Below are 23,425 nucleotides of genomic sequence, written 5' to 3' on the forward strand. Positions count from 1 at the left end.
AACTGTGCCTTCAATGATCAGGGTGTCGACCTTGTCGGACTCGGAGCCGTCATCCATACGGGCAAAGCCGACAGACTCAGGGGCACCGGCCACATAGAGCGGGCCTTCGATGGTACGGGGAGTGCCGCCAGTGATACCGGCCTTGGCATCTGCCTCATCGGCACGCAGGTCGAGGTAGTGTTCAAGACCGAGCCCGGCAGCGAGCAGGCCGAGTTCATTGGCCTGACCTGCATCGGTCAGGTATTCGAGGCCTTTCCAGACTTCAGAGGGCTGGATGTCGAGGTCTTCGATAGCCTGGAACAGATCCCCGAGCAGGCGGACGACGACCTGCTGAATGCGCTCATCGACCGGGCCTTTGGCAGTATCGACATTCATTTGTTTTACGAGCGCATCAATTTGTTGACGGTTCATACTATCACTCCTTAAGTATGTATAAGACACTAACAGGGGCTGACGAGAGATCAGCCTCTGAAAAAACGTCTTGTTGTTATCTTTCCTTGGTACAACTTGTTTTATGGGCTATGGCTGGTATTACTCTGTAAAAATTTTTCGCTATAAATCCGATAATCCTGCAACTCTTCAATATCCAGCCAGCTTTTAACTGCCTCAATCATGGGTGGAGGACCACACAAATACATATCAAATGCCTGCTCAGCGAGCTGGTCTCTATTTAAATGCTCCTGAATATAGCCAGTTTTTCCTGTCCATGTACTTGAAGCTTTAGTCACAATCGGCTGATAACTAAAGTTGGGAATACGTTCAGCATAACTCTGCAGCCGCTGCTGTTCACATAAATCAGCCTCACTATTTACACCATAAAATAGCTGAACGGCAGGTGTGTTAGGCTGTTCTGCGATATTGTCGAGCATACCCAAAAAGGCTGACAGTCCGGTTCCACCAGCGATAAAAACCAGTGGACGTTCTACTTCGCGCAAATAAAAGCTGCCTAAAGGGGCTTCCATCATTAAGATTTGACCAACCTCACAGCGCTCACGTAAGTAATTGCTCATTACTCCATCCGGCAACAACCGGATTAAAAACTGTAGCTGGTTAGAGTGATTTGGCCGGTTGGCAAAAGAATAAGAGCGCCAGTCTGGTGTGCCTGGAATCTGTAAGCGTGCATATTGTCCTGGCAAAAACTGTAACTGTTCCTTATGTGTGCTGGCATCAAGGTGTAAAATTGCAGTTGTTTCAGAAACCAGCTCAACAGCAGTGACTGTGGTGGCAAGCTTGAGCGTGTCACCTGCGTTACAGATATTTGAGTTATGGTCAAAATAAAAAGCAGCATTTGACATGACCCGGGTCTGACAAGCCAGCATTTTACGCTCAGCGAGATCCCGCTCGCTTAACGCATCTTCATCAACATAATCCTGCTCGTAAATGCCAGTTTCACACTGTCCTTGACAGGTGCCACATACACCTTCACGGCAGTCTAAAGGGAGGTTGATTCCCTGACGAACAGCCGCATCCAGCAATAGCTCGTCATCATTTACCGAGATAAAAAAAGTTTTACCATCTGCAAAGTTGAGTGCAACAGAATGCCCCATGTGTCACTCCTTATACATGATAAAAGTCGAGTACGGAATCAATCTTGTCATTAAGCAAAACAGTGTGCTGACGACGGATCCGAAACGTTTCTTCAGTTTTGCGCAGAATATAAGTTGCATGTCCGTAGAAACAGCCTTCCAGACCTTGACGGTTGTAGAGGGTCTGCCAGACAACATTTGCCTGAATTAAACCATCCTCAAGCATCTTGACCCGTATATTGTTAATACTGTGCAAAGTACGTGGCAGAGGAGTTGCAGATGCTGCTTTACCTGTACGGATACGGAATACCCGGTCTTCTAGTCCTGAACGGTCTGCATAATAAATATAAGACAAGCCCTGATTTGGATCTTGTACATAGGTATGGTCATCTATCCACTGTGGAATATGATATTCGCTGTCTTCATCATATAACTCGAGATAGGCCTCCCATTCATAGGCATCACAAAGCTCTGCCTTACGGTAAAGAAATTGAGAAACGGCGAAATGGAGTTCTTGAGACATGATTACACCTCATCCGTTACAGTATGATTTTCATAAGTAATATCATGCAGTTTTAAAGCTTTCTTTTTTAGGCCGTCTAACATTAACTGTTGCCAGTGACCGTGCTGGTTCACATAAAGTCCTTCATGTGTGAATTCACGCCCGGTAATGACAGGCTCAATACCCAAGTCCTGTGAATTCTGGGTAGGGCCATAACACCACGTATGGTGGCCACGTGAAATATCGCTCCAGCGTTCCAGACGTGCTTGGAAACCTTTCTGCTGTTCACGGAACTCGACCAGATCATCGGGAGTGCCTAGGCCGGATACATTAAAGAAATCTTCAAACTGACGAATGCGGTTACGGCGAGCTTCAGCTGACTCTCCTTTAACCCCAATGCACTGACTGATTACTTCTGTCTTGTTCCAGGCGACCGGGCGTACGATTCGTAACTGCGAACTGATCTGGTCCATAAAAAACAGACTTGGATAGAGGTTTAAGTTTCTGAGACGGTGCATTGCCCACTCAGCACGCTTTGGACCATATTTCTCGACCAGATAGGGCATGACTGTTTCATATCCAGGGCGGACCGTCGGGTTCGGCATATCACTAAATAAAACGCTATGACCGTTTTTAAAGCTAAACCAGCCATCATCAGTTTCATTATCACCCGCACCCAGCTTGCTATAATCAAGAGTATCAAGATCACTACCTTTGGCTGCATTGACCTGCTGGCGATGCTGTACAGTTGAAACATAATTGTAGTGAACAGTACTGACATGATAGCCATCTAGGCCATTTTCATTTTGCAGTTTCCAGTTACCTGCAAAAGTATAAGCCGACTTACCCTGTAACACTTCCAGCTCACCGGTAGGTGACTGCTCGACCATCAGGTCGAGAAATACTTTGGCATCACCTAAAAAATCTTCGAGGCTATCTGTAGCCTGCACATCAAGGCTAACAAATACAAAACCACGATAGCTGGCAATCCGGCCCTGCTTTAGACCACGACTGGATTTGTCAAAATCTTCACAATATTCACTTGGTGCTTTAACCTTAACCAGACGACCATCGGACTTATAGCACCAGGCATGGAACGGACAGGTGAAAGTAGACTGATTGCCTTTGGCAACCCTGGTTAAGGTTGCTCCACGATGTTCACAGGCGTTAACCATAGCATGCAGTTCACCCTTACCATCACGGCTGATGATGATAGGCTGTCGGCCAATCTGGACAGTTAGAAAGTCATGGTTATTGGGAATTTCACTTTCATGACAGGCATAAATCCATACTTTTTCAAAAATGAATTCCATTTCAAGATCAAACAATTCTGGCTGCGTGAACATATCACGCGCTATACGGAAAACCCCGTCATTTGGACGAAAATCAATGCATCCTGCAACGAAATCCTGCCATTCAGTTACGCTACGTGAGGCCATTTTATAATACTCCATTCAATCAGCGCTTTTCTTGATTGAACCGCGATTACCATTTGGCCTCTATCCGATTTTTCCAGAACTTTATCCAGTTTTTGCAGAAACGTCTTTAAAGTACTATATATATAAATAGAAGAAGATTCAGCGATGATATAACTTGCTTGAGATCAATAAATAAATTTTGAAATTTTATTGGCAGAGGCCGTAACCAGATTCGCAATTTCGTCTTTAAATACATTTTCATCATAAGTACTAAGAGGACAGCTCACTGATAAAACTGCAACCATTTCCTGTTTAGACTGTTTAAAGATAGGAGCAGCACAGGCAGCCATATCATGATTAAAATGACCCCAGCTCACCATAAATTTTTGTTCACGTACTAAATCAAGTCTAGCTAGTAACTCTTTTAAATTTTTGGGTGTGCGCTCGGAAAAGGACTTCCAGTCCTGAAATTTGCTATAACGCTGCCGTACCTCGTTCTCAGGCAAACTTGAAAGTAGATATTGTCCAATTACTGTAGCATGGGCTGGCCATCGGGTTCCCACCTGTAAAGTACTCGTAAATGCCCCAATAGCCTGAACATTATGAATAAAAATAATGTGTGTTCCTTCAAGAACAGACAGATGTGCAGCAACCTGAGTTTGGTCCCGCAGTTCTTTCATAATAGGTGTAGCAAGATCGGTCAGCGAAAGTTTGGACAAGCTGTTAAATCCGAGCTCCATAACTTTTGAGTCTAGGGCATAGGTCTTGGCGCTGGCTTTTCTAAGATAACCTGATGCCTCAAGCGTGTAGATCAGGCGAAAAGCGCTCGAACGGTTCACATTTAGAATCTCTGCAATTTCAGAGATGGTCATTTCACTTGCTTCCTGATTAAAAGCCTGCAAAACAGCCAGCCCTCGGACTAGGCCTGGTACCAGATATCGTTCCTCATTCTTATTGTTTGAAAGGTCTTCAGTTGTATCGTCTAGTGCAACAGTCATGATGAAATTACTCAAACCAGTAAATTTTAATATAGTTTCAGATTCATTGTAATGTTAAAGAATAATTAAAACAATTTTCACATATAAAACTTTTGATTCTATTTAAAACAAAATTATTTTAATAAAAATATTAAATATTTGATTATTAGTAAAATATAAAATTTGACATAAAAAATAATTTAAGGGTATTCTTTTATAAAGTTTCTTATATTAAATATTGTTTTATATACAAAACAAAATGAGGACGCAAGGTATGAGTTGGATCTCAGTTTGTCAGCAGGGTGACGTTAGCGAAGATGAGCCGAAAGCCATCGAAATTGAAGGGAAAAAAATTGGTGTTTTTTTTGTCGATGAAAATTACTTTGCTATCGAAAATGTTTGCCCTCATGCGTATGCCTTATTAACCGAAGGATTTATCGAAGATCAGACTGTTGAATGTCCATTGCACGAAGCAATTTTTGACATTCAGACAGGTGAGCTAAAAAGTGGACCAGGGTGTAGAAACCTATGTACGTACCCGGTTCGTGTTGAAGGACAGGATATTCAAATTCAACTCTAGTCCTCACATGTACAAGGAAGCAGAACAATGAAGACATTTAATGAAAAGTTGGCAAGCTGGATTCATGCAACGCCAGCAACCGAAGCAGGTATCAACAATATTCAAGTTCCAGGTCAATCTGAATTGTTGGTTTGGCAGACACGTTATAAAGAACCAACTCTCTACGAACAAGACTTTGTAAAAAACTTGATTCAGGCATTTTCTGCGGGCGCAACTGAGTTAGATGAGGTTGTTTCTGCCCTTAATCAACAGGGTTTCCGTTGTGAATCTGGTGATGAATGGACTTCTGCAAGCTTTACAGAAGAAATGCAACGTTTAGGTTATTGATTCAGGGAAGAATAAAATGAACGCAATCGTATCAACTTCACAAAGCGCTGAAGAATATTTAGAACTTGGTTTACGTGACCAATGGCACCCGGTTTTAGCAAGTTGGGAAGTCGCTGCTAATCCAGTCGGAATTACTCGTTTAGGCGAAAATATTGTAGTTTGGCGTGATGCTGAAGGTCAGGTTCACGCGCTTGAAGATCGCTGTCCACATCGCGGTGCTCGTCTTTCACTGGGTTGGAATTTGGGTGACCGAGTTGCTTGCTGGTATCACGGTGTTGAAGTTCGTGCTGACGGTGTTGTTGCTGATGTGCCAGCCGTTCATGAATGTCCAATGACTGGTACTAAATGTTTAAAGAACTATCCTGTCATTGAGCAACATGGCGCAATCTTTATCTGGTTTGGTATTGATGCAAATGAACAACCAGCGCCGCTTGAGTTTCCAGAGCAACTTGCAAGCGAAGAGTGGAGTTCATTCCTTTGCCAAGCAGACTGGAAAGTAAACCATCAATACGCGATTGATAACGTGATGGACCCAATGCATGGGACCTATTTACACGCGACATCGCACTCAATGGCAGATGGTGAACGTACTGCAGAGATGAAACACCGCACGACCGATAATGGCTTTGTTTTTGAAAAAGAAGGTCAAACCGGTGTGAACTTTGACTGGGTTGAATATGGTTCAACAGGTGCAAGCTGGTTACGTCTTTCAATTCCATACCGCAAACAATTTGGCCCAGGTGGCGAATTCTGGATTGTAGGTTATGCAACGCCAATTGATGCCAACAATACTCGCGTATTTTTCTGGCGCTGCCGTAAGGTGAGTTGCTGGCAACGTAATGTATGGCGTTTCTTATATCGCAATCATTTAGAACAGTTGCATTGGGATGTATTGGAACAAGACCGAATTATTTTAGAAAACCTTGCGCCAAATGCCCGTGAAAAAGAATTCCTCTATCAACACGATGTGGGTCTTGCACGTTTACGCCGTTTAATGAAGAAAGAAGCCGAGAAGCAATTAAAGAAAATTGCTGCGTTAAATGCATCAAACCGTATCGAGATGCAGGAAGAAGCTCATGGCTAATGTAGCGTTGTTGCAAGGCAAAAAAGTTTTAGTGACTGGTGCTGCACGTGGTTTAGGCCGAGATTTTGCTCAAGCCATTGCTGAGGCTGGTGCTGAAGTCGTAATGGCAGATATTTTGTCTGACCTCGTGCAACAAGAAGCACAGGTCTTACAAAAACAAGGACTCAATGTTCATGCAGTAACAGTTGACCTTGCCAATGCAGACTCTATTGAAAATGCTGTCGCAAAAAGCATGGAAGTATTACAAGGACTAGATGGTCTTGTGAACTGTGCAGCGCTTGCAACCAATGTTGGTGGAAAAAATATGATTGATTACGATCCTGAACTTTGGGATCAGGTCATGAAGATTAATGTGAAAGGCACATGGCTCATTAGTAAGGCATGCGTTTCACATTTAAAGCAATCGGCCGCCGGCAAGATTATTAATGTTGCGTCAGATACAGCACTTTGGGGTGCGCCAAACCTGATGGCTTATGTGGCGAGTAAAGGTGCAATTGTTGCCATGACACGTTCAATGGCAAGAGAGTTGGGTCAGTTTAATATCTGTGTCAACACCTTATCTCCGGGCCTTACTCTGGTTGAGGCAACCGAGTATGTGCCTCAAGAACGTCATGATTTATATATCAACGGAAGAGCGATTCAACGTCAGCAACTTCCCCAAGATTTAAATGGAACAGCATTGTATCTACTGTCGGATTTGTCCTCTTTTGTGACAGGTCAAAATATTCCGGTCAATGGCGGTTTTGTCTTTAACTAAGGAGTGGTCAAATGATTACAGGGATCGAGATTTTAAAGTTTGGAGTTGAAGATAGAGCCGCTTCAAACAAGTTTTTGGCAGATTTTGGTTTAAGCCAAAGTACTTCAGATATTGAAGGTGCAGACTTATACCAGACTCAAAACGGTAGCAAAATTTATTTATTTAATTGTGATGATGACCGTTTGCCATCTGCTATTGAGCAAGGTTCAACTTTACGTGAAGTCACGTGGGGTGCTGATAGTCTTCAAGACCTTGAAGACTTGGCAGCTCGTTTGGCCGATGTAGACGGTTTTAAACGTACTGAAACGACAGTTCAGTGTCTTGACCCCAATGGTATGACCATTCGTTTTGAACAAAGTTTTGTAAAAGAAGTACCAGAACTTAAAACGGAAGGCATTAACCAGTACGGTAATATTCAACGTGTCAATGCAGCAAGCCCAGTTTATGAAAAAGGACAACCGGTAGCAATTGGACACGTTGTATTTTTTACGCCTGATCTGGCAACCACCGAGAAGTTTTACATTGAAAAATTAGGCTTTCATTTATCTGATGCCTACAAAAATCGCGGTGCATTCTTACGTTGTCGCGGTGAAGGTTATCACCATGATTTATTCCTGCTCAGTGTTCCAAATAAACCTGCTGGCCTGAACCACGTTGCGTTTGTTGTTCGTGATATTCATGAGGTAATTGGGGGCGGTTTACATATGAACCGTTCAGAGTGGTCAACTTTTATCGGGCCAGGACGTCATCCAATTTCTTCTGCTTATTTCTGGTACGTCAACTCACCATTGGGCGGTGCATTTGAGTATTACACTAACGATGACTATTTGACAGAAGAATGGCAGCCACGTACAGAAGAACACTGCCTTGAACTTTTTACCGAATGGGCAATCGAAGGCGGTTTGGATAACACTACTCGCCGTCAGGTGAAGTCTTTGTAAAAAAATGCCTGAGCCAAGGAGAGCAGAATCATGGAAAGAATTGTAATTGTGGGAGCCGGGCAGGCTTCTGGCTGGGCCGTAAGCACATTACGCCAAAATGGGTTTTCGGGTGAAATTCATGTGGTCTCTAATGAAGAACAGGTCTTCTATGAGCGGCCACCTCTGTCTAAACAGGTCCTGTCTAGAGAGGCTGATTATGAAAGCCTAAGCTTATTCTCAGCTGATCAAATTGAGAGCTTTAATATTCAGTGGCACAAACCGGCTTTTGCTACGCAGCTAGACCGTCAGCACAAACAGGTCATACTGCAAGATGGTAAAACTCTACCTTATGACAAGTTACTGATTGCTACAGGCAGCCGAGCACGGATACCAGTAAAAACCTGGCAGTTTATTCCTAATGTACTGACTTTACGAAATGTGCAGGACTGTGAATATTTGGCTGAACGTTTAGAAAAGGCAAATAAGGTAGCAGTGGTGGGTGGTGGGTGGATTGGTCTTGAAATCGCCGCTACTGCGCGAAAACAGGGCAAGCAAGTGCATGTTTTTGAATATGGAGACCGGTTGTGTGCACGTAGTGTCAGTCCAGAGCTTTCCAGTGTTTTAAAACAGATTCATGAACAGCAAGGCACGGTGATTCATTTAAAGAGTAAGCACTTGCATCTGGTTGAGGCGTATCAGCAAAAAGTAGAGGTTGTTAATTATCCTCAGGCCAGTGAACTCTTTGATTGTGTCGTTGTAGGAGCTGGTGCAGAAATTGCAAAAGAGCTGGGCAGCAACGCAGGTCTGAATGTGAAAGATGGGATTGTAGTGAACTGTTTTGGGCAAACTTCAGATCAGGACATTTATGCCGCAGGAGACGTCGCGATCCATCCGGGTTTGGGCTATTGCATTCAGTCTTGGGCGAATGCGCAGAATCAGGCGATTGCAGCCGCCAAGTCAATGCTCGGAATAGCAACTGAATATAACGATATTCCATGGCTCTGGTCGGATCAGTATCACTTTAATATCCAGATTTTAGGAAATTATCAACCTGAAAAAACTAAAGAAGTAATCATTCGTCAAGGTGGTGAAAACCAGGTGAGCTATTTATATCTGGACCATGAAAATCGTTTACTGAATATGGTTGCCATTAATGATTCCAAACTGGTCAAACTGGCAAAACGCTGGATTCAGTCTGAAACCCAGCTTAACCCTGAACAATTACAAGATCCTGAATTTAATGTCATGAAATTAAAACCTTAAACATTGAATCCGGCACTCATTACTAGACTCAAGGAAAGACATATGAGTAATGAAGAAAAAAATGGATTAAAGCACTGGCTTCCAGCTTTTGTCCTGATGGTATGCGTGGTACTGGCATTTTTCGACAAGATCAGTATCGCAGTTTTGTTTTCCGATGCGCATTTCCAGGATGCGATGGGGATCGCAGGTGACAAGGCAAAGCTGGGCTGGCTGATGACCAGTTTCTTGCTGGCTTATGGTTTTTCATCTGTATTTTTGAGTTTTCTGGGCGATATTTTTAATCCTAAAAAAATGCTGTTCTGGAGCGTAGCTGCATGGGGCATACTCATGCTTTTTATGGGATTTACCACCAGCTACGCAGGAATGTTATTTCTACGCGTATTGTTGGGGCTTGCAGAAGGACCACTCTTTGCGCTGGCATATACCATCGTTAAACAGACCTATACAGACCGGCAGCAGGCACGCGCCTCCACCATGTTTTTACTTGGTACTCCAATTGGCGCATTTCTAGGCTTTCCAATCACTGCCGCGGTACTGGCTAATCACGACTGGCATACCACATTCTTTGTAATGGCTGGACTTACGATTGTTGCTTTACTGGCTATTGTATTTGGATTACGTAATCTGCAACTCAAGAAAACCATTGAACTAGAATCTGGCGCTAAGCGCATCAATTTTCAAGGACATATTGCAAACACTAAATTCCTGTTACAGAACAGTTCGTTCTGGCTGGTATGCATATTCAATATCGCCTTAATGACTTATCTCTGGGGATTAAATAGTTGGGTCCCGTCTTATCTCATCCAGGATAAGGGCTTTAATCTTAAAGAGTTTGGTGTTTATTCAAGCTTTCCGTTTATTGCCATGCTGGTTGGTGAAATCATTGGCGCATTTCTTTCAGACAAACTGGGGCGACGTGCTGTTCAGGTCTTTAGCGGTTTGCTGGTAGCCGGAATCTTTATGTATGTCATGGTTCTGATGACTAATCCAATTCTGATCATTGCTGCGATGTCTTTAAGTGCCATGGCTTGGGGTTTTGGAGTAGCAGCGGTATTTGCTCTGCTTGCAAGAGTAACGACCTCAAATGTAGGGGCGACTGCAGGTGGAATATTTAACGGTTTAGGTAATTTTGCAAGTGCAATTGCGCCTGTACTGATCGGTTACATCGTGATGCAAACACATAGTTTTAATTTAGGAATTACCTTCTTGGCTGCAGTCGCTGTCATTGGGTCGTTGTTCTTGGTTCCTCTTTTAAAACGTTATTAATTCACTGTATAGGAGTTTAAAAATGACTACACAACAATTCGAATCGTGGGCACAACCAGAGGGTGCTTCTTTAGAAGATTGGTTAAACACGCGTATTGCTCGCTTTGAGACACGTAAATATGACTTTGATGCCTTGAAGTTCCAGGCAGATTACGACCCTAAATATCGCCGTGCACAAATGCGTTACATGGGTACGGGTGCAACAGGTGTTGCAAATGACGGTAACACCGTTCCAGCAGAAAACTTTACGTTTTCAACCATGGTTCTACCACCACAGTGTGAAGGTCCTTTGCACATTCACCATGATGTTGAAGAAGTGTTTTTTATGCTTCGCGGCGAAATTGATTTGTTCATTGAGCACAACGGCGAAAAATTTGAAACCCGTTTAAAAGAGCGTGACCTGATTTCAATTCCACCGGGGATCTACCGTGGTTTGTTTAACCCAGGTCAAGAAGACGCCTTGATGTGCGTGATGTTGGGAACAGGTAAACCAACAATTCCTAACTATCCACCAGAGCATCCATTGTCTCAAATCAAACGTTAATTGTTTGATGAAGTGAATGAAAGGAAAGAATTAAAAATGATGACACTCATTGAAAAGTTAGCAGAATTTCCGGTGAAAACGGTCAATGTTCAAGGCCAGCAACAAGCCTATCGCGAAGCTGGTCAGGGCGAATACCTTGTGCTGTTGCATGGCATTAGTTCCGGTTCTGCTTCATGGGTAAACCAACTTGAAGTGCTGTCTCATCATTTTCATGTCATTGCCTGGGACGCACCGGGCTATGGCAAATCAGATGAACTTTTAACGGATCAACCGAATGCGACCGACTACGCAAAGCGTTTGGCAGCATTGTTCGATACTTTAAAAATTGAAAAAGCAATAGTGGTGGGACACTCATTAGGTGCCTTACAGGCCAGTGCATTTGCTGCACTTTACCCAGAGCGAGTGAAACACTTGGTGGTCGCTAACTTGGCGCAAGGCTATCAACGCCACGATGAACAGACACAAATTCAGGTTTTTGAAAAAAGACCAAAAATGTTGAAAGAACTCGGTGCTAAAGGAATGGCCCAAAGCCGTGGACCTCATTTGATTTATAAACAAGAGCCACAAGCCTTAGCTTTAGTTTCAGAGGTGATGCAGCAATTGACCCTACAAGGTTTCACCCATGCATCGTACTTACTGGCATATGACGAAATACGTAATTATTTAACCGATTTAAAAGTCCCATGCACAGTGATTGCAGGGCAGCAAGATCAAATCACTCCTGCGTTAGGTATACAAGAGCTTGCTCAGGAATTGCAGTTGGAACAGCGCTTCGTCATAGAAGATGCAGGACATTTAAGTTATGTCGACCAACCGCAAGCATTTTACCAAATTATGTTGACGATTCAGGAACAATCGTAAGAGAGATTAAGGATTATGAGCTTCCAAGTTGAAGGAAAAGTTGCAGTTGTTACCGGTGGCTCATCTGGGATTGGGCTGGCTGCTGTTGAAATACTGGTTGCAGAGGGTGCATGAGTTGCTTGGTGTGGTCGCGATGAAGAACGTTTATATGCTTCTAAGCACTATATTTTAGAAAAATTTCCATATGCCAATATTTTTACCAAAGCATGTAATGTGTTGAAAAAAGAAGATGTTCAGCAATTTGCCAAAGAGGTCAAACTCAATTTGGGCAACGTGGATATGCTCATTAACAATGCTGGGCAAGGTCGTGTTTCAAATTTTGAAAACACACAAGATGAAGACTGGATGAAAGAAATTGAGCTGAAATATTTCAGTGTATTACATCCGGTACGGGCTTTTCTTGATGACTTAAAACAGTCGGCAAATGCCTCAATTACCAATGTGAACTCGTTGCTGGCATTGCAACCAGAACCGCACATGATTGCGACTTCATCTGCACGCGCTGCACTGTTGAATTTAACCCATTCTTTGGCACATGAATTTACTCAATATGGCGTTCGTGTGAACTCGATTTTACTCGGTATGGTCGAATCTGCGCAGTGGAAACGCCGTTATGAGACCCGTTCAGATTTAAATCTGTCATGGGAAGAGTGGACCGGCAATATCGCAAAAAACCGTGGTATCCCAATGCAGCGTTTAGGCCGCCCGGAAGAGCCTGCACGTGCTTTAGTTTTCTTGGCATCACCATTGGCATCTTACACCACAGGTTCGGCAATAGATGTCTCAGGTGGTTTTAACAAACATTTATAAATATCAGGTGCTGTCATGAAAAAGTTGATGATGATTGGTTTTGGTGCAATGGCAGCAGAAGTGTATGCCCATTTGCCTCAAGATCTGCAACTCAAATGGATTGTCGTGCCATCTCGCAGCATTGAGAAAGTTCAATCACAAGTCTCATCTGACATTCAGGTGATTTCAGATATTGAGCAATGTGATGGTACACCAGACTATGTCATTGAGGTGGCAGGTCAAGCAGCAGTGAAAGAGCATGCTCAAAAAGTTTTAGCGAAAGGCTGGACCATTGGTCTGATTTCGGTGGGTACTTTAGCCGATAGCGAGTTTTTGGTTCAGCTTAAGCAAACTGCCGAAAAAAATGATGCCCATCTGCATTTACTTGCAGGGGCTATCGCAGGTATTGACGGTATTTCTGCTGCTAAAGAAGGTGGCTTGCAAAAGGTCACTTATAAAGGCTGTAAAAGTCCAAAAAGTTGGAAGGGCAGTTATGCAGAGCAATTAGTCGATTTAGACCATGTTTCAGAACCTACGGTCTTTTTTACAGGAACTGCCCGTGAAGCTGCCATGAAATTTCCTGCCAACGCCAATGTTGCAGCAACCATTGCACTTGCAGGGCTTGGAATGGATGAAACCATGGTTGAGTTAACTGTTGATCCAACCATCAACAAAAACAAACACACCATTGTGGCAGAAGGTGGCTTTGGACAAATGACCATTGAACTGGTGGGCGTGCCGTTACCAAGTAACCCCAAAACATCAACTTTGGCTGCGCTTAGCGTGATTCGTGCTTGTCGCAACAGTGTAGAAGCAATACAGATTTAAGAAGGATTTGATCATGGCAAAGGAAATTTATATTGCGGGTGAATGGCGATTAGGCCGTGGTGCAGTCATTCAAAGCCTGTTTCCGGCAGATCAGTCGGTAAACGCTGAGCTTTCAACAGCAACGCTTGAAGATGTAAATGAAGCAATTGAAAAGGCAGATCAGGCTTGGCGTCAACCGAGCTGGAGAAACAGCTTGCCGCATGAGCGTGCACGTATTCTCTACAAAGTTGCAGACATTATTGAAGCGCGTGTAGATGAATTAGCAAAACTACAAACCCGCGATAATGGTAAGCCTTTAACCGAAACTCGTGGTTTGGTGATGAGCGCGGCGGCAACTGCACGCTATGTTGCGGCGGCTTGTGAAACGTTGAATGATGAGCTCACCACTCAGCGTGCTCCAGACTTTATGACCATGAGCGTACATGAACCTGTGGGCGTTGTGGCAGCCATTACCCCTTGGAACTCTCCAATTGCGAGTGAAGTTCAAAAGCTTGCTCCAGCTTTGGCAGCAGGAAATGCAGTGGTGTTAAAACCTGCAGAAGCGACTTCACTGATTGCTTTAGAGCTTGCCAAAATTTTTGAAGAAGCTGGCTTACCAAAAGGTTTACTCAGTGTGTTAGTGGGGCGTGGTTCAGTGATTGGTGATGCCATTGCTCAACATCCATTAGTTCGAAAAATTTCTTTTACAGGTGGGACAACCACGGGTCGTCATTTGGCACACATTGCCGCAGATAAACTGATTACCACTTCACTTGAGTTGGGTGGTAAGTCACCAACCATCGTTTTACCTGATGCAGATGTTGAACTGGCTGCTAAAGGTGTAGCGTACGGTATTTTTAGCTCGGCAGGCCAAGCGTGTATCGCAGGTTCTCGCTTGTTTATTCATAGCAGTCTTTACGATCAGTTCTTAACGCGTTTGGTTGAAATTACCAAAGGCTTACGTGTGGGCCATCCAGAACAAGCGGGTGTGCACTTAGGGCCACTGGTCAATGACAAACATTTGCAGTCAGTTGATCGCTATGTGCAACTGGCCAAAAGCGAAGGTGGTCAAGTTTTGATTGGTGGTGAGGCACTTACCACTGGTGACTATGCCAAAGGAAGCTATTACTTACCAACCATCATCACGGGCTTAAATAATAGTGCTCAAACCTGTCAGGAAGAAATTTTTGGCCCTGTTTTAGTCGTTATGAAATATGACAACGAGCAAGATTTAATTAAGCAAGCCAATGACAGTTGTTTTGGTCTTGCCGCAGGTATCTGGACTGAAAACTATCGTAAGGCTTGGCGTATAGCACGTGCCTTAGAAGTGGGAACGGTATGGATTAATACCTACAAAAAGTTCTCGATTAGTGCACCGTTTGGTGGATTTAAAGACAGTGGAATCGGGCGCGAGAAAGGCCGTTTGGGCATTTTATCGTACATGCAACAAAAGAGTATTTATATGGGGCTGAATGAACAGCCTAACCCTTGGTGCGATTAATAAATTCAAGGACTGAAAACAAATTTTGAGGAACAGACATGACTGAACGTGTAAATGTAGGCGAAGCAATCGCAAGAGTTTTAGAAGCGCACCAAGTTGATAGTATTTATGGTGTTATCTCCATTCACAATTTACCCATTGCCGATGCAGTAGGGCGCCGTGAAAAAATGCGCTTTGTTGCAGCCCGTGGTGAAGCGGGTGCGGTCACCATGGCAGATGCACACTCACGCTTTAAAGGCCTAGGTGTAGCCTTAACCAGTACCGGTGCTGGGGCAGGTAATGCGGTGGGTTCACTCATTGAAGCAATGAATGCGGGTAGCCCTGTATTGCATTTAACAGGTCAGGTTGAGCGTGAATATCTCGATCGTGATGCAAGTTTCATTCATGAAACCAAAGACCAACTTACATTCTTACGTGCATCAAGCAAAGCGGCATTTCGCATTACCAGTCCAGACAATGCTGTTGGTGTAATACGTGAAGCCATCCGTGTCGCAACGACTGTTCCAATGGGACCTGTCAGTGTCGAGCTACCAATTGATGTGCAGGCAGCGGAAATTGATTTACCACTTAATTTAGGCCCAGTGAAAGCACTTGAATTGCCACAGGCAGAACAAGCTGAAATTGATCTTCTTGTTAATGAAATCAAAAAAGCAAAACACCCGATTTTCTGGATTGGTGGTGGAACTTTAAATAGCGTTGCTGAAGTGAAAGCAATTGCAGATTTAGGTATTCCGGTTGTTTCATCGACTCATGCTCGTGGGGTGTTGCCAGATGATCATCCACGTAGTTTAGGTGCTTTCCATAACTCGGCGGGTGTTGAGCAGTTATTAAAAGATGCTGACCTGATGGTTGTGGTGGGTTCTCGTTTACGTAGTAATGAAACTAAAACTTATTCGGTTGAATTTCCTGAAAACATTATTCAGGTGGATGCTAACCCAATGGCTCAGCAACGTAATTACAAAATTCGGAACTTCATTTGTGGCGATGCCAAAGATGTCTTAACACGTGTGTTAGAACAGCTTCAAGGAACTTCAAAAGTTGACGCCGATTACGATGCTGCTGTAGTGACTGCTAAACAGGCTGCAATTGATGCACTGCGTAAACAAATTGACCAATATGCTTTGATCTGTGATCACTTACGTGCAGCTTTACCTCAAGACGGCATTTTTGTACGTGACATTACCATGTCGGGTAGTACATGGGGCAGTCGTTTATTCCCAGTACAAGCACCAAACCAAAACATCCACTCACTTGCGGGTGCAATTGGTTTAGGCCTTGCAACAGCAATTGGTGCTTCGATTGCTAACCCTGAAAAAAAAGTAATTGGTTTAGTCGGCGATGGCGGCTTAATGCTTGGTATTGGCGAAATTGCAACCATGGTGCAAGAAAACACCAACATGGTCTTAATGATTATGAATGATGGTGGTTATGGCGTAATGCGTGGCATTCAAAATAATTACTTTGGTGGCCGCCAGTATTTCAATGAATTGCATACACCTGACTACAAACTTCTTGGCGAATCAATGGGTGTGAAGAGCTGGAAAGTCGGTAGTGCAGAAGAGTTTAAAACGGTTATTCAAGAGGCTGTCGCTTTTGAAGGGCCAACCGTGATTGAACTCGATATGAACTCGATTGGACCATTAAACTTCGCGGGTCCACCGCAAAAGAAATTGTATTAACCAGTTTGGATGGTTTAGTACATATGCGATGGAAGCTGCTAAGCCATCCTTTTTTTAGATAAATTTTTTTGTCTAAAAAACAATAAAAACGGAGTTTTACAGGTAAAGCAAATAAAGTTCCAGCAGGACGCTGGAACTCAATCAAGGATGTAGAGATGAAAAAGACTTCATTAATCATGGCATTCATTGCACCGCTTACGCTGGGGATAAGTGTAAATGTATTTGCAAAAGATTCATTGCTTGAATGGAAAAGTGCTGACGGCACCGACTCATTAAAGTTAGGTGGATTGGTTCGTTTAAATCAGCGCTATGAGAGTTGGGATAGCCCTAACCGTGGAATAGGTAAACTTGATTTTGATATTTTTAGAATTGATTTAAAAGGTACTTTTGATGATGCATATCTAAACGCGAGTTATATCATTCAGGATCAGGAAAAAACATCAATTGAAAAGGCATATGTTGGTTATAACCTAGATGTCAATAACAGCATTGAAGCGGGTCTGGTTTATAAACCTTTTACGATTTATCCCTATCCGCAAAATGGCTGGACTTACCACATTCCATTTTTTTTAGGTTATGGCAACAATATTGCACCGGGGATTAACTGGAATTATCACGACAAAGATTGGGATGTAAAACTCGGTTATTACCCGCAAATGTTAGAAACGAACTTGCGTTATTCACCTGAGAGTGCAACTTATGATGACTTGGCAGGGAATGCATTTCCATCTCAAAAAGCCTATCAAAATGAAAAACGTCATCAGGTTAATACTCGCATTGTTCGCAAGTTAGAAACTGATTTTGGTAAACAGGAGTTTGGTATATCAGGTGCAATTGCACAATTACATAATGATATTACCGATAAAGACGGCAAATATTATGCAATCGGTTTGCATACTGAAAACAACTATAAGCGCTTTAACTTACAAAGTTCGGTCATTCACTATCAGTACGATGCTAAAAATCCGGATGGTGTAAATAGTGATATGACTTTGATGGGGGCAAACGGTTTAACGCCGGCATACTTTATAGCCTCTGAAGGTACAGTTACGAGTTTAAATCTGGCCTACACATTGCCGGTTAAAGATTTTGGGAAATTAAAAGCTATTCGTTTTTATAACGATTATAGCTATTTAGATAAAGCTCGTAATGACTGGTCCGATTCACAAATGAATACAACAGGAATGATGTTTATTGCGTCACCATTTATGATCTGGGCAGATTACACTCTGGGAAGAAATGCTAATATTATTGGAGGCTCAACCAATGCAACAGGCTTTACTACAGCTACTTCTGAAAATAGTGATAAATGGCTATACCGTATTAATTTAAATCTTGGATTTACTTTTTAAACTACTAAAAGGATTAAAGGCCAAGCTTAAAAAATGGCCTTTAATTTTATTAATGGCTTAAAAATAGATGAATCTGTCAAGAACTCTATTATATTTAAAAATTAATAACGCAGAAAATAAGGTAAAACGGCAAGCACTAAACCAATACCGCCCAACAGGAAAAGATTCTCTACAAAATAGGGAAAAATGATCAATGTCAGGCCGCAGACTAAGGGAACAGTCATATTCTGTTTCCTGCCATATAAGAAATAGCCTAAACCAATAGAGCTAAAGAGCACTCCAAGCAACAGTTGTGTAGCGGTCATAAACTTAACCGATAATATTCTATATTTATTTTATAATACGAGAAATTGAAGAGGGAATGTAGCTGCTTCCGTCATTTTTAATTTATTGTAAATCAAAATAATAAATGTCTATTAATCGCAGGGAGAAAGAGGGATGAGTATCAGCTTGCCAGTAGCCCAGCGTGGTGAAAAAGTTTTAACTTTAAAAGCTGCAGAAGTTTCAGAAAATGAATTTAACACTGAATGGCTAAGGCAGCTTGCTCAAGCTATGCACACGACTATGCTTGAGCAAAATGGAGTAGGAATTGCAGCACCACAGGTCTATATCTCTAAACGTATTATTATTGTGGCATCACGCTCTAATCCACGTTATCCCGATGCACCGGAAATGGAGGCAGTAGTGATGGTGAACCCGGAAATATTAGAATTTTCTAGAGAAACTAGTCTGGGAGAGGAAGGCTGCCTGAGTGTACCGGATGTGCGGGGTACTGTAGAGCGGGCTGAGACAGTTAAGCTGTGTTATTTAACTTTAGAGGGTGAACCAGTAGAAACAATATATAAAGGTTTCCCCGCCCGGATCATACAACATGAGATTGATCATCTGAACGGAATTTTATTTGTCGAGCGGTTATAGTAATCCAATGGTTCATCTTAGAATTCTATATTTATAAATATAAAATTAATTATATAGAAATAAATTTTTAAAATAGCCTAAGTATAAAAATCTGTTTTTATAAATATTTACGTCTACAATTTTTTGAAATGGGTAGGTTCACGTAAAAATATTGATTCTAATTTTTAGAACTCCTGAGTCATAAAACACAGTAAAAGTGCAGTTTTTTGCCTAACACTTTTCAAGCAGTTATGTTTATTATGAAAGTTAGTGGGCTAAAACTATGTGTGTTTTATTAATACAGCTATTTACTTTACCAAGCCTCAAATACCCAGAAAATATGTGGGCAAGATAAACTAAAAATGGATAAGGAAATTTATGTCAGCTTATTATCAGTTACTTGAGCGTAAACAGAATCAGGACGGTACGGTTACAACATTCTATAGCTCTAATCGGCATGCGCAAGGTGCATGGAATCCGCATGAACAGCATATGGCGCCTGCAACCGGAATTATGTGTGCTGAACTGGAACAGTTTATGCCACGTGATGATATGCGTATCGGTCGAATTAGTCTGGATATTTTTGGACTCATCCATTTTGGTGATTTTTCAATTACTTCTCGTGTCATTCGTCCTGGAAAAACGATTGAGCTGATCGAAGCAGAAATGCAAGCTGAAGGGAAGACCTGTATTGTGGCGCGTGCTTGGCGTATGCTGAAAGCTGACTCTTCAAAAGTGGCAGGAATTGAAGATCAATCTGTCACACATCCTGAATCGCTACCCGTTTGGGATGGTATGAAGCGCTGGCCAGGTGGTTATATTGAAAGTATCGAGGCACGTACCGATGAAAACCACCGGGCAGGTAAAGGTACGGTCTGGCTGAAAAATGAACTTGATATGGTTAATGATAAATCTACTACTGATTTTGTTCGTTTACTCGGGATGGTTGATACAGCGAATGGAATAGTGCCACGTCAGGAAGGCAATTTTGAATAGGGTTTTCCAAACCTGGACTTGCAGCTGCATTTATACCGTATTCCACAAGGAAAATGGCTGGGCATAGAAGCTGTACAACAGTATGGAGAAGATGGTATCGGTTTAACTAGCGCTGTATTACACGATACCCAAGGGCCTTTTGGACGCAGCGAACAGATACTTACCTTAAGAAAAATGAAAGCTTGAAATTCAGTAGAGCAAAAAAAATGGGCCTTTAAGAGCCCATTTTTTATAAGTTTACATTCAGGGTGACTCAATTTTTATTTCATCAGGATGGTAAAGACCCAGTTCAGTTAAATGCTGTCTTAGAATACGGCGCAGTTCAAGAATAGTTTCTGGCGTCATTTGAATAGAATGGCCACCTTTAAAGATTTTTTCAGAGGCCGCGCCTTCTAGGTGAGCACTTTGATAGGTAACTACACCGTCTGTAATCACATTTGGATCTTGACTGTCTGTATTATTTCCAAGAATTGAATGATATACCAGACCATCAACAGGCATCACATCTTCAGTCAAGTCAATAAATTTAGATTTATAGCTTAAATTGCTTGGTCCATTCTGAATTAGTGAGCGATCAACCTGCTGTAAGATATCCTTAATACTCAAGTCATCATTTCGTAATGATTCGCCAATTGCATTTACGAAAGTACCTGGTATGCGGATAATTTTACGTGCTGCCAAGGTAAACCAACGATCAGCATATCTAGTTCCTTTATGAGGAGTTGCCAGAAATACAGCGCGAGTAAAATTATTGATAGGTTGCAGGCGTAGACGCTCGCGAATCATGGGCTCATTTCGATACTGTACCAGCTGGTAAGAGTTCATTTTCTGAAGTGCTGTTTCTGAAAGGTCAGCCTGACTTACCAGTAAACGGCTAATAATACCTCCCATACTATGACCAATCAGAACCGCATCTTTAGCAGAGGGAGCACTTGGGTCAAGATTCTTGAAAGCCTGCTGTAACAAGGCATAGATCTGGAAACGACTTTCAATGATTGGCATATTGGTAGAGTAGAAAACTTGCCATACCTGATAGTGTTCACGTAATACATTATCACCCATAATGTCGTTAGTTACTGCAATCCAAGCCTCTGGACTGCTGGCCAGTCCATGGACCAGTACGATCACTTTTTTGTCCGGGTTATAGGGCTCAAGCATGTATAAATGCGGCATAGTTAAATCTTGTCGCCGGTCAAGCAGGGTAAGATAAGCCGCAATACCCAGATTGTTCTGAGCCAGCCACAAACCGTAAGGTGCAGAAAAGTTGGCCGCAAGTGGATAGTTTTCACCTCCTACTTTAACTTTCTCAGTACTGTAAGGATCATATACATTTAACTGAAAGTGCGGACTGTTTAATATTTCTTCTATACTGCTCTCTGTCTTTGGCTGAGCTGTAATAGTTACTGCTAGATAGCGAGCCTTATGAATATTCGGATTTACGCCGTTTTCATAAGAAAAGTTCATTGGATCAAGAATATATTTATCTACTTCCTTGCGCTCTTCCTGTGGTAATACTACAACAAACTCAGAGCCAAAACCGTCACGACGGTTAATTGAACGTAGCCCTGAGAAGTTAAGGTTATAACTTGAAAGCAATTGTTCTAGTGGCTGGTTTTTAAGCTGTGGGTATTGATCTACATTAATACTGTAGATACTTTTACCCACCTTGATTTGGGGTGAAACCGTTTTACTAGGATGGCGTAAACTATAAGTTGTGACCAGCTTTGCTAGCGCCTGGTTATAAAAATCACGAATCTGCACCTGACGGTTATCAAAAATCCGGTCTTCAGGATGGCGTTCTGTTTTAAACAGATAGGCATAGCTATAACGGATGCTTTTGTCCAGCAGATTCAGCTGTTGATCCAGACAATGATTGTAATTCTGTTCCTGTAATTTTCGCTTCTCAATAGCTTTAGTTGAGTCACCTTTACTCTTTGGTGCTGTGCATTCGGCTTCTCCAGAAAGTTCAAGCGACTTTGCCAGATATATCTCACTAGCAGCGGAAAGCATCTGCTCATCCATGATCTGTGGAATCTGCTCGAGTTCTTTAATACACTCATCCGGCTTCTCAGTACAGGCCTCAGCTTCACGTCCCGTCATGGACAATACGTTCAGACTGGCCTCACTCATCCGGTCACGGGTTAAAATGCTATCGCGTTCATTTGCGATACTGATATTCAATGCTTGCTGTTTAACACTGACCACCTGGCAACCGCTGAGCAGCACAACGGATAGGGTAGATAATAGCCAGATTCTATTTATTTTATTTCTAAACATGGGCTGAAGAATCAACAAGATAATTTCAATTAAATCATACGTGAATTCTGGCTGTTTTCAATTCAAACCCTATAAAAATAGGCTACCGAAGCAGCCTAAATTGTGCAAAATGTGTGAGAGTTATGAGGCAGGTTGTGCAGGAGTGGCAGTACCTGGAGCTGCTGTGGCTACAGGTGCAGATGGAGTGGCAGGAACATTTATATTTAATATCTGCCAGACATTCCAGCGGCCCCGCTTGTCAATTTCTTCAATCAAACGGTCAGCAACTTCGGCTTCTTGCGGATATTTTACTTTGTAATTTTTTAGAGTTGTGGTCGCATTCTTTTTCTGTTCCATTGCAATATAGTTATTAGCTGCTGAAAGATAAGCTTCCTGTACGCCAAATTTCATTGCTTTATCCAGATATGGAATCGCTTCACGCTGACCGCCACCTTCAGACAGGGCAAAGCCAAACCAGAAATTGGCTTCTGGATCATCTTGATTAATACGTAAAATACGCTGTGCATAAACTAGTGACTGAGTCGTATAGTTTTTACCCAGGTCCAGATTGCGTGCCATTACACTTGCTTTGAAAGCACGAATTAATACATCGAATGAAGCATTTGGATTAGCTGCCAGTGTATCGAGTCGTTGACTAACCTCTTTAAGTTTATTTTCAAAACCACGACGTTCCTGACGTTCGGTAAAGCGTGGTGGATAATGGCGTGCCTTACCTTCTACCAGCTGTAGAAAGTCATCAATTTCAGTAATATCAATTTCATTTTCACCAGCCAGTACAGCAAATTTCATGGCGCGCTGATTACTGTTGATAATTGGAACAATAAGTTTATTGGTTTCAAGGGTCGTAGTCTGGCCAGTGGTTGGGTCTGTGACCTGAAGCTTGGTAACTGGCTGTGCTGCGGCTGCTTTTAGCGCAACTTCAAATGGAGGCGGAGCATTATAATCAAACGGGTTTAGTGCATAAAATGGTGGAGAAATTTCAGGTTCAGTAAAGACGACCGGTTCATTGTTTACTTTCTGTTTTACTGGTCCGGTTGAACATGCAGTAAGAAATGAAGTAGCAATCAATGCACAGGCCAGTGGCTTAAAAGTCATATAATTC

Annotated in this window: 22 protein-coding genes and 2 pseudogenes; 16 read left to right on the forward strand and 8 right to left on the reverse strand. The window is 42.5% G+C overall.

The annotated features are described in order from the left end of the window. The 5 genes from B3X18_RS13680 to B3X18_RS13700 form a co-directional block, all read right to left on the reverse strand. On the reverse strand, positions 1-411 hold a 411-nt coding region (locus B3X18_RS13680), incomplete at its 3' end, for a dioxygenase (RefSeq protein WP_286935731.1). A 101-nt stretch (positions 412-512) separates the two neighbouring features. Continuing rightward, positions 513-1,547, reverse strand: coding sequence for an anthranilate 1,2-dioxygenase electron transfer component AntC (antC, locus tag B3X18_RS13685; protein WP_005026435.1), 1,035 nt, complete (start codon positions 1,545-1,547; stop codon positions 513-515). A gap of 10 nt (positions 1,548-1,557) precedes the next feature. After that, positions 1,558-2,049, reverse strand: coding sequence for an anthranilate 1,2-dioxygenase small subunit (antB, locus tag B3X18_RS13690; protein WP_005026433.1), 492 nt, complete (start codon positions 2,047-2,049; stop codon positions 1,558-1,560). A 2-nt stretch (positions 2,050-2,051) separates the two neighbouring features. Then, positions 2,052-3,467, reverse strand: coding sequence for an anthranilate 1,2-dioxygenase large subunit (gene antA, locus B3X18_RS13695; RefSeq protein WP_005026432.1), 1,416 nt, complete (start codon positions 3,465-3,467; stop codon positions 2,052-2,054). A 164-nt stretch (positions 3,468-3,631) separates the two neighbouring features. Next, entirely contained in the window at positions 3,632-4,444 is an 813-nt protein-coding gene (locus tag B3X18_RS13700) for an IclR family transcriptional regulator (RefSeq protein WP_005019800.1), read from the reverse strand. 253 nt (positions 4,445-4,697) lie between these two features. Here B3X18_RS13700 and B3X18_RS13705 point away from each other — a divergent pair, with 253 nt between their 5' ends. From B3X18_RS13705 to B3X18_RS13770, 14 genes and pseudogenes are all read left to right on the forward strand, one after another. Continuing rightward, positions 4,698-5,003 carry a non-heme iron oxygenase ferredoxin subunit gene (locus B3X18_RS13705; RefSeq protein ID WP_002117586.1) on the forward strand — a complete coding sequence of 102 codons (306 nt, stop codon included), beginning with the start codon at positions 4,698-4,700 and terminating at the stop codon, positions 5,001-5,003. 27 nt (positions 5,004-5,030) lie between these two features. Beyond that, positions 5,031-5,330 carry a recombinase-like helix-turn-helix domain-containing protein gene (locus tag B3X18_RS13710; protein WP_005019803.1) on the forward strand — a complete coding sequence of 100 codons (300 nt, stop codon included), beginning with the start codon at positions 5,031-5,033 and terminating at the stop codon, positions 5,328-5,330. 16 nt (positions 5,331-5,346) lie between these two features. After that, positions 5,347-6,414 carry an aromatic ring-hydroxylating oxygenase subunit alpha gene (locus B3X18_RS13715; RefSeq protein WP_005019805.1) on the forward strand — a complete coding sequence of 356 codons (1,068 nt, stop codon included), beginning with the start codon at positions 5,347-5,349 and terminating at the stop codon, positions 6,412-6,414. Beyond that, the gene (locus B3X18_RS13720; RefSeq protein WP_005019809.1) at positions 6,407-7,171 is read left to right on the forward strand and encodes an SDR family oxidoreductase; all 765 of its coding nucleotides are present in this window, start codon (positions 6,407-6,409) and stop codon (positions 7,169-7,171) included. Before B3X18_RS13715 ends, B3X18_RS13720 begins: the two co-directional genes overlap by 8 nt. 11 nt (positions 7,172-7,182) lie before the next feature. Beyond that, positions 7,183-8,112 (forward strand): VOC family protein, encoded by a 930-nt coding sequence (locus B3X18_RS13725; protein ID WP_005019810.1) that lies wholly within the window; start codon positions 7,183-7,185, stop codon positions 8,110-8,112. Positions 8,113-8,142: 30 nt separating this feature from the next. Next, on the forward strand, positions 8,143-9,354 hold the full coding sequence (locus tag B3X18_RS13730) for an NAD(P)/FAD-dependent oxidoreductase (RefSeq protein WP_005019811.1): 1,212 nt from the start codon (positions 8,143-8,145) through the stop codon (positions 9,352-9,354). A gap of 42 nt (positions 9,355-9,396) precedes the next feature. After that, positions 9,397-10,620 (forward strand): MFS transporter, encoded by a 1,224-nt coding sequence (locus B3X18_RS13735; protein WP_005019812.1) that lies wholly within the window; start codon positions 9,397-9,399, stop codon positions 10,618-10,620. Between the two features lie 22 nt (positions 10,621-10,642). Then, positions 10,643-11,164: a cupin domain-containing protein gene (locus tag B3X18_RS13740; protein ID WP_002117566.1), complete on the forward strand. Its 522-nt coding sequence runs from the start codon at positions 10,643-10,645 to the stop codon at positions 11,162-11,164. 36 nt (positions 11,165-11,200) lie between these two features. Beyond that, positions 11,201-12,025, forward strand: a complete 825-nt coding sequence (locus B3X18_RS13745; protein ID WP_286935755.1) for an alpha/beta fold hydrolase — start codon at positions 11,201-11,203, stop codon at positions 12,023-12,025. A 15-nt stretch (positions 12,026-12,040) separates the two neighbouring features. After that, positions 12,041-12,835 (forward strand): annotated as a pseudogene (locus B3X18_RS13750) (SDR family oxidoreductase). Positions 12,836-12,850: 15 nt separating this feature from the next. Continuing rightward, complete coding sequence (locus B3X18_RS13755; protein ID WP_000735778.1) at positions 12,851-13,642, forward strand: aspartate dehydrogenase; 792 nt, start codon at positions 12,851-12,853, stop codon at positions 13,640-13,642. A gap of 13 nt (positions 13,643-13,655) precedes the next feature. Next, entirely contained in the window at positions 13,656-15,122 is a 1,467-nt protein-coding gene (locus B3X18_RS13760) for an aldehyde dehydrogenase (RefSeq protein ID WP_005026423.1), read from the forward strand. Positions 15,123-15,160: 38 nt separating this feature from the next. Further along, entirely contained in the window at positions 15,161-16,801 is a 1,641-nt protein-coding gene (locus tag B3X18_RS13765; protein ID WP_005026422.1) for a thiamine pyrophosphate-binding protein, read from the forward strand. 155 nt (positions 16,802-16,956) lie between these two features. Continuing rightward, a complete protein-coding gene (locus B3X18_RS13770) occupies positions 16,957-18,153 on the forward strand; it encodes a hypothetical protein (protein WP_034670641.1) in 1,197 nt (398 codons plus the stop codon). 101 nt (positions 18,154-18,254) lie between these two features. Here B3X18_RS13770 and B3X18_RS13775 read toward each other — a convergent pair whose 3' ends face one another. Continuing rightward, the gene (locus B3X18_RS13775; RefSeq protein WP_034670639.1) at positions 18,255-18,458 is read right to left on the reverse strand and encodes a hypothetical protein; all 204 of its coding nucleotides are present in this window, start codon (positions 18,456-18,458) and stop codon (positions 18,255-18,257) included. Between the two features lie 133 nt (positions 18,459-18,591). On the opposite strand from B3X18_RS13775, the gene def reads away from it, so the two are divergent. Next, positions 18,592-19,071 carry a peptide deformylase gene (gene def, locus B3X18_RS13780; protein ID WP_034670636.1) on the forward strand — a complete coding sequence of 160 codons (480 nt, stop codon included), beginning with the start codon at positions 18,592-18,594 and terminating at the stop codon, positions 19,069-19,071. Positions 19,072-19,428: 357 nt separating this feature from the next. Continuing rightward, positions 19,429-20,232 (forward strand): annotated as a pseudogene (locus B3X18_RS13785) (thioesterase family protein). Between the two features lie 57 nt (positions 20,233-20,289). Here the strand turns inward: B3X18_RS13785 and B3X18_RS13790 are convergent. Next, entirely contained in the window at positions 20,290-22,323 is a 2,034-nt protein-coding gene (locus B3X18_RS13790) for an esterase/lipase family protein (protein WP_034670631.1), read from the reverse strand. Between the two features lie 120 nt (positions 22,324-22,443). Further along, the gene (locus B3X18_RS13795) at positions 22,444-23,418 is read right to left on the reverse strand and encodes an ABUW_2363 family tetratricopeptide repeat lipoprotein (protein ID WP_005406450.1); all 975 of its coding nucleotides are present in this window, start codon (positions 23,416-23,418) and stop codon (positions 22,444-22,446) included. Positions 23,419-23,425 lie beyond the last annotated feature (7 nt).

It is taken from the genome of Acinetobacter sp. UBA6571, assembly GCF_002434085.1.
GTDB classification, from domain to species: Bacteria; Pseudomonadota; Gammaproteobacteria; order Pseudomonadales; family Moraxellaceae; genus Acinetobacter; species Acinetobacter radioresistens.